Source organism: Streptomyces sp. 8K308 (assembly GCF_004348315.1).
Classification (GTDB): domain Bacteria; phylum Actinomycetota; class Actinomycetes; order Streptomycetales; family Streptomycetaceae; genus Streptomyces.
This window is the reverse complement of record NZ_SMKC01000060.1, coordinates 22,228-28,227: the sequence shown is the minus strand read 5'-3', so window position 1 is coordinate 28,227 and position 6,000 is coordinate 22,228. Positions and strand designations below refer to the sequence as shown.

Here is a 6,000-nt window from a genome sequence, read left to right as displayed (position 1 = left end):
CTTCCGCGCTCCGCGGCTGGCGGCTGCGCCCACACGGCGCTCCGCGCCGGCTCTCCCCCACCCATCCGCCCTTCCGCGCCCTCCGCGCGGGGGTAACGGCTGCGCCGCCGAGCGCGCTACGCGCGGCTGTTGCGCGCCCGGCCCGGCCTGGCGGCCGCCGGCGCGGGGGCGTGCCCCGCGCGGGGCGTGGGATGGCGGAAGGCCCGCCCGGCGGTCATGAGCCGCCGGGCGGGCCTTCCCGAACTTCGATGACGGTGCGCGGCCACGCGTGAGGCGCGCGCAGGCCGTCAGAAGTCCATGCCACCGCCCATGCCGGCGTCGCCGGCGCCGGCGCCGGCCGCGGCCTTCTCCGGCTTGTCGGCGATGACGGCCTCGGTGGTGAGGAACAGCGCCGCGATGGAGGCCGCGTTCTGCAGCGCGGAGCGGGTGACCTTGGCCGGGTCGATGATGCCCTCGGCCAGCAGGTCGACGTACTCACCGGTCGCCGCGTTCAGGCCGTGGCCCGGGGTCAGGCCGCGGACCTTCTCGACCACGACGCCGCCCTCGAGGCCGGCGTTGACCGCGATCTGCTTCAGCGGGGCCTCAAGGGCCAGCTTGACGGCGGCCGCGCCGGTCGCCTCGTCGCCCTCGAGCTCCAGCTTCTCGAACACCGAGGCGGCCTGCAGCAGGGCCACGCCACCGCCGGCGACGATGCCCTCCTCGACGGCGGCCTTGGCGTTGCGCACCGCGTCCTCGATGCGGTGCTTGCGCTCCTTCAGCTCCACCTCGGTGGCCGCACCGGCCTTGATGACGGCGACGCCGCCGGCCAGCTTGGCGAGGCGCTCCTGGAGCTTCTCGCGGTCGTAGTCCGAGTCCGAGTTCTCGATCTCGGCGCGGATCTGGTTGACCCGGCCCTGGACCTGCTCGCTGTCACCGGCGCCGTCGACGATGGTGGTCTCGTCCTTGGTGATGACCACCTTGCGGGCGCGGCCCAGCAGGTCGAGCGTGGCGTTCTCCAGCTTGAGGCCGACCTCCTCGGAGATGACCTGACCGCCGGTGAGGATGGCGATGTCGTTCAGCATGGCCTTGCGACGGTCGCCGAAGCCCGGGGCCTTGACGGCGACGGACTTGAAGGTGCCACGGATCTTGTTGACGACCAGCGTGGACAGCGCCTCGCCCTCGACGTCCTCGGCGATGATCAGCAGCGGCTTGCCGGACTGCATGACCTTCTCGAGCAGCGGCAGCAGGTCCTTCACGCTGCCGACCTTGGAGTTGACGATGAGGATGTAGGGGTCCTCGAGCTCCGCCTCCATGCGCTCCATGTCGGTGGCGAAGTAGGCCGAGATGTAGCCCTTGTCGAAGCGCATGCCCTCGGTGAGCTCGAGCTCGAGCCCGAAGGTCTGCGACTCCTCGACGGTGATGACGCCTTCCTTGCCGACCTTGTCCATGGCCTCGGCGATCAGCTCGCCGATCTGGGTGTCGCCGGCGGAGATGGAGGCGGTGGAGGCGATCTGCTCCTTGGTCTCGACCTCCTTGGCCTGGTTGAGCAGGGCCTCGGAGACTTTCTCGACCGCGGCCTCGATGCCGCGCTTCAGCGCCATCGGGTTGGCGCCGGCGGCCACGTTGCGCAGGCCCTCGCGGACCAGCGCCTGGGCCAGCACGGTGGCGGTGGTGGTGCCGTCACCCGCGACGTCGTCGGTCTTCTTCGCGACCTCCTTGACGAGCTCCGCGCCGATCTTCTCGTAGGAGTCCTCGAGCTCGATCTCCTTGGCGATGGAGACGCCGTCGTTGGTGATCGTGGGGGCGCCCCACTTCTTCTCAAGGACGACGTTGCGACCCTTGGGGCCGAGCGTGACCTTGACGGCGTCAGCGAGCTGGTTCATCCCGCGCTCGAGGCCGCGCCGCGCCTCCTCGTTGAACGCGATGATCTTGGCCATTGAAGGGGTCCTCCCAGGTACCGGGGTGGATTACTCCGGACCGCGCTGGCGCCCGCGACGGACGGCCCACCGACGGGCGGTTCCTTGCCCCACCTGCCGAGCGGACCTCACCGAACCGGTCCTTGCTGTCACTCTCACTCGGAGAGTGCTAACGCCATGATTAGCACTCTCACCCCTAGAGTGCAAGCGTGCAGAGGGGGTGCGGGCACGCCGAGGGCCCGCACCCGGGGTGCGGGCACGGGCCCTCGGCGGTGAGGCCGCGGTACGGTCGGCGATTCAGGCGGTCACCCGGACCATGTCGGCCTGAGGCCCCTTCTGACCCTGAGAGATCTCGAACTCGACCCGCTGTCCCTCTTCCAGGGTGCGGTAGCCGTCCATCTGAATCGCGCTGTAGTGGACGAACACGTCCGCACCACCGTCTACCGCGATGAAGCCGTAGCCCTTCTCCGCGTTGAACCACTTGACGGTGCCCTGAGCCATTCCTAACTCCCCATTTTGCTGGCCCTTTCACGAGACCGCACTTCGCGGGCCCGGGTCAGACCTCTCAGACCCAACCCCCGGGCGGTGTGGGGGTGTGCGCCGGAACGCGTCGACCGCCGCTGAATGTATCTGGACGGACGCCCAGTGCAACAGGCCATTCAAGAGAGAATTCTTGGCACGACAGAACGGGCAAATGCCATATTTTAGCTGAAAGTTGAATCTTTCGCCATGGCCTTATCGCCCCAACCCGACAATTCGTACGTCGATTTTCGGCACAATATTTGCGCCAGCTGTCGCGAATTCATATGCGGCTGGCATCGGCCAGGGGGCGGTCCGGGGCTCACTCTATCGCCACCGGGACGCCCGACCGCCCCGAGCCGGACGGGCTCGGGGCGGTCGTGGAGTGCGTGTGGAGCTGGGGATTTGCGGTGGTAATGACCGCTTACCAGACAAACGGAAGATCAGCCTCCGGCGACGGCAGGGATGATCGACACGCCCGCGCCGTCCGGCGTCGGGGTCAGCAGTCCTTCCGTGAAGCGCACGTCGTCGTCGTTCACATAAACGTTGACGAACCGACGCAACCGGCCCTCGTCGTCCAGCACCCGGGCGGCGATCCCCTGGTGGTTGCGGTCGAGGTCGGCCAGCACCTCGGCCAGCGTCTGCCCCTCGGCCGACACCTCGGCCCGGCCGCCGGTGTAGGTGCGGAGGATGGTGGGGATCCGGACGGTCACGCTCATGTGTTTCTACCTCCCGTGAGGGTTGGACTGGGGACGGGGTCGACGGTCACGCCAGGCCGGCCTGACGGAAGGCGTCCAGGCTCGGGGGGATCGTCGCGGTCGGGCCCGTCTCGGAGGCGACCGCGTCCAGAGTCTTCAGGCCGTCGCCGGTGTTCACGACGACGGTGGTCAGCGAGGGGTCGAGGGTGCCCTCCTCCAGCAGCTTCCTGGCCACGCCGAGCGTCACGCCGCCCGCCGTCTCGGTGAAGATCCCCTCGGTCCTGGCCAGCAGCTTGATCGCGGACACGATCTGCTCGTCCGTGACGTCGGCGACCGCGCCGCCGGTGCGGCGCGCGATGTCCAGCACGTAGGGGCCGTCCGCCGGGTTGCCGATGGCCAGCGACTTGGCGATGGTGTTCGGCTTGACCGGCCTGACCACGTCGTGGCCGTCCCGGAACGCCTGCGAGACCGGCGAGCACCCCTCGGCCTGGGCGCCGAAGATCTTGTACGGCTTCTCCTCGACGAGACCGGTGGCGATCAGCTCCTTGAGCCCCTTGTCGATCTTGGTGAGCTGGGATCCGGAGGCGATCGGGATGACCAGCTGGTCGGGCAGCCGCCAGCCGAGCTGCTCGCAGATCTCGAAGGCCAGCGTCTTGGAGCCCTCCGCGTAGTAGGGGCGGAGGTTGACGTTCACGAAGCCCCAGCCCTCGCCGATCGGGTCGCCGATGAGCTCGCTGCAGAAGCGGTTGACGTCGTCGTAGCTGCCCTCGATGGCCACCACGTCGCCGCCGTAGACGGCCGCCATGACCACCTTGGCCTGCTCCAGGTCGCGCGGGATGAAGACGCAGGCGCGCAGCCCGGCGCGGGCCGCGGCGGCGCCGACGGCGCCGGCCAGGTTGCCGGTGGAGGAGCACGACAGGGTGGTGAATCCGAAGGCGCGCGCTGCCTCAAGCGCCTGTGCGACCACTCGGTCCTTGAAGGAGTGGGTCGGGTTGCCTGAGTCGTCCTTGACGTAGAGCGGGCCGGTCACGCCGAGCTCGGCGGCCAGCCGGTCGGCCTTCACCAGCGGGGTGAAGCCGGGGTTCAGATTGGGCTTGTCGGCGACGTCCGCCGGCACGGGCAGCAGCGGAGCGTAACGCCAGATGCTCTTGGGGCCGGCCTCGATACGCCGGCGCAGACCCTCGGGGTCGCCGCTCGGCAGGTCGTACGCGATCTCGAGCGGCCCGAAACAGGAGGCACAGGCGAAGATCGGGCTGAGCGGGAAGCGCTCCCCGCACTCCCGACAGGAGAGCGCGGCGGCGGGACCGAGGTCGACGGCTGCGGTGGGTGACGAGTCGGCTGTGGTCAGCACGGACATGGCTGTGGAGGCCCTTCTCCTCATCTTCCCCGGGGCGACTCTCGCCTCGGGCCGGAATTGGCACCTTCCCCACCGGTGAGCCTCGCCCGGGCGCGGTCGTCACCGACCGTCACACCGCGTCACGAGAACCGGCGGAAGGGTTGCCGGGGCTTCAACGGGCCGTTCCCTCTGCCCCTCTGGATGAGCTCTATGCGGTTGTCGGCGCGCCCCCCGATATGCGGAGGACACCTGCGCTGTTCGAGACTGTAACCGACGCCCCCCACAATGGCCCGGGCCGTCCGATACGCGAGACACGAGGAGACACGGGAGGACAGTGGGCGATCCGGGAGACAGCCGTGCACTGACGCGGGCCTGAGGCCGCCAGCGGCGACCGGGAGAAGTCGGACCAGAAGCGGACCCACCGAAAAACATGGTCTCGGCGGATTCGGGTACGCCGATATAGGGCAGATACGGCCAAACGATGCAATGGTGGCCAAAAGATACTCGATATGGCCGAACGCGAACAGGAGCGACATTCGTGCTGGAAGAGGCAGAGGAGTGGCTGAGCCGCCGGTCCTGGACCGCCGCTGACCGCCCGCTGCCGCGGCTGTTGAACGCGAAGCGGGCAGCAGGGGCGGCAGGGAGCATCAGCGTGGTACTCCCCGCGCTGAACGAGGAGGCGACCGTCGGTGCCATCGTGGAAGCGCTCCGGCGCGACCTGATGGAGCGCGTGCCGCTCATCGATGAACTGCTGGTGGTGGATTCCGGCTCCACCGACCGCACCTCGGAGGCCGCAGCCGCAGCGGGCGCGAAGGTCGTGCACCGCGATGAGATCCTGCCGCGGATGCCGACCGTCCCGGGTAAGGGCGAGGTGCTGTGGCGCTCGCTGATGGCGGCGAGCGGCGAGATCATCTGTTTCGTCGACGCCGACCTGAGGGAGTTCGATTCCACCTTCGTCTCGGGCATAGTCGGGCCCCTGCTCACCGACCCCGACGTGCAGCTGGTCAAGGCCATGTACGACCGTCCGCTCGGCGACAAGCCGGCCGGCGCCCACCAGGGCGGCCGGGTCACCGAGCTGGTGGCCCGCCCGCTGCTCAACCTGCACTGGCCGCAGCTGGCCGGCGTGGTCCAACCGCTGGGCGGCGAGTACGCGGCCCGCCGCTCGCTGCTCGAGCGGCTGCCGTTCCCCGTCGGCTACGGCGTGGAGCTCGGCCTGCTCATCGACACGCTGAACGCGGCGGGCCTGGACGCGCTGGCCCAGGTCGACGTGGGGGTGCGCAAGCACCGCCACCAGGACGGGCAGGCGCTCGGCCGGATGGCAGCGGCGATCATGCGCACCGCGCAGTGCCGGCTGCCGGGCTCCGTGCTGCCGATGCGTCTCGACATGACCCAGTTCGACCGCGGCGAGGAGGGCGGCTTCCAGCCCAGGACCCACCTGATCAACGCGGAGGAGCGCCCGCCGATGTCCACGATCCCCGAGTACACGGCGCGCCAGGCGGCGTAGCCGCCGCGCGGGGAGGCCTGGGGCGGGTGTGACGTGTCGCACGTTTCA

At 69.5% G+C, this 6,000-nt stretch carries 5 protein-coding genes and 1 riboswitch; of the genes, 1 reads left to right on the top strand and 4 read right to left on the bottom strand.

Annotated elements, in window-relative coordinates; all coding sequences use genetic code 11:
• Positions 1-287 precede the first annotated feature (287 nt).
• The 4 genes from groL to thrC all read right to left on the bottom strand — a co-directional run bounded on the left by groL (position 288) and on the right by thrC (position 4,469).
• On the bottom strand, positions 288-1,916 hold the full coding sequence (groL, locus tag E1265_RS12060) for a chaperonin GroEL (protein WP_132930282.1): 1,629 nt from the start codon (positions 1,914-1,916) through the stop codon (positions 288-290).
• A gap of 276 nt (positions 1,917-2,192) precedes the next feature.
• Positions 2,193-2,396 (bottom strand): cold-shock protein, encoded by a 204-nt coding sequence (locus tag E1265_RS12055; protein ID WP_004986573.1) that lies wholly within the window; start codon positions 2,394-2,396, stop codon positions 2,193-2,195.
• Positions 2,397-2,857: 461 nt separating this feature from the next.
• Positions 2,858-3,133, bottom strand: coding sequence for a MoaD/ThiS family protein (locus E1265_RS12050; protein ID WP_132930281.1), 276 nt, complete (start codon positions 3,131-3,133; stop codon positions 2,858-2,860).
• A gap of 46 nt (positions 3,134-3,179) precedes the next feature.
• Positions 3,180-4,469, bottom strand: a complete 1,290-nt coding sequence (thrC, locus tag E1265_RS12045) for a threonine synthase (protein WP_132930280.1) — start codon at positions 4,467-4,469, stop codon at positions 3,180-3,182.
• 17 nt (positions 4,470-4,486) lie between these two features.
• Positions 4,487-4,656: riboswitch (SAM riboswitch) on the bottom strand.
• Between the two features lie 330 nt (positions 4,657-4,986).
• On the opposite strand from thrC, the gene E1265_RS12040 reads away from it, so the two are divergent.
• Complete coding sequence (locus tag E1265_RS12040) at positions 4,987-5,952, top strand: glucosyl-3-phosphoglycerate synthase (protein WP_132930279.1); 966 nt, start codon at positions 4,987-4,989, stop codon at positions 5,950-5,952.
• Positions 5,953-6,000 lie beyond the last annotated feature (48 nt).

What these genes read in the sequence shown, in the direction of transcription:
- E1265_RS12050 (WP_132930281.1), bottom strand. Translation starts at nt 3,133, where the DNA reads ATGAGCGTGACCGTCCGGATCCCCACCATCCTCCGCACCTACACCGGC.
- thrC (WP_132930280.1), bottom strand. Translation starts at nt 4,469, where the DNA reads ATGTCCGTGCTGACCACAGCCGACTCGTCACCCACCGCAGCCGTCGAC.
- E1265_RS12055 (WP_004986573.1), bottom strand. Translation starts at nt 2,396, where the DNA reads ATGGCTCAGGGCACCGTCAAGTGGTTCAACGCGGAGAAGGGCTACGGC.
- groL (WP_132930282.1), bottom strand. Translation starts at nt 1,916, where the DNA reads ATGGCCAAGATCATCGCGTTCAACGAGGAGGCGCGGCGCGGCCTCGAG.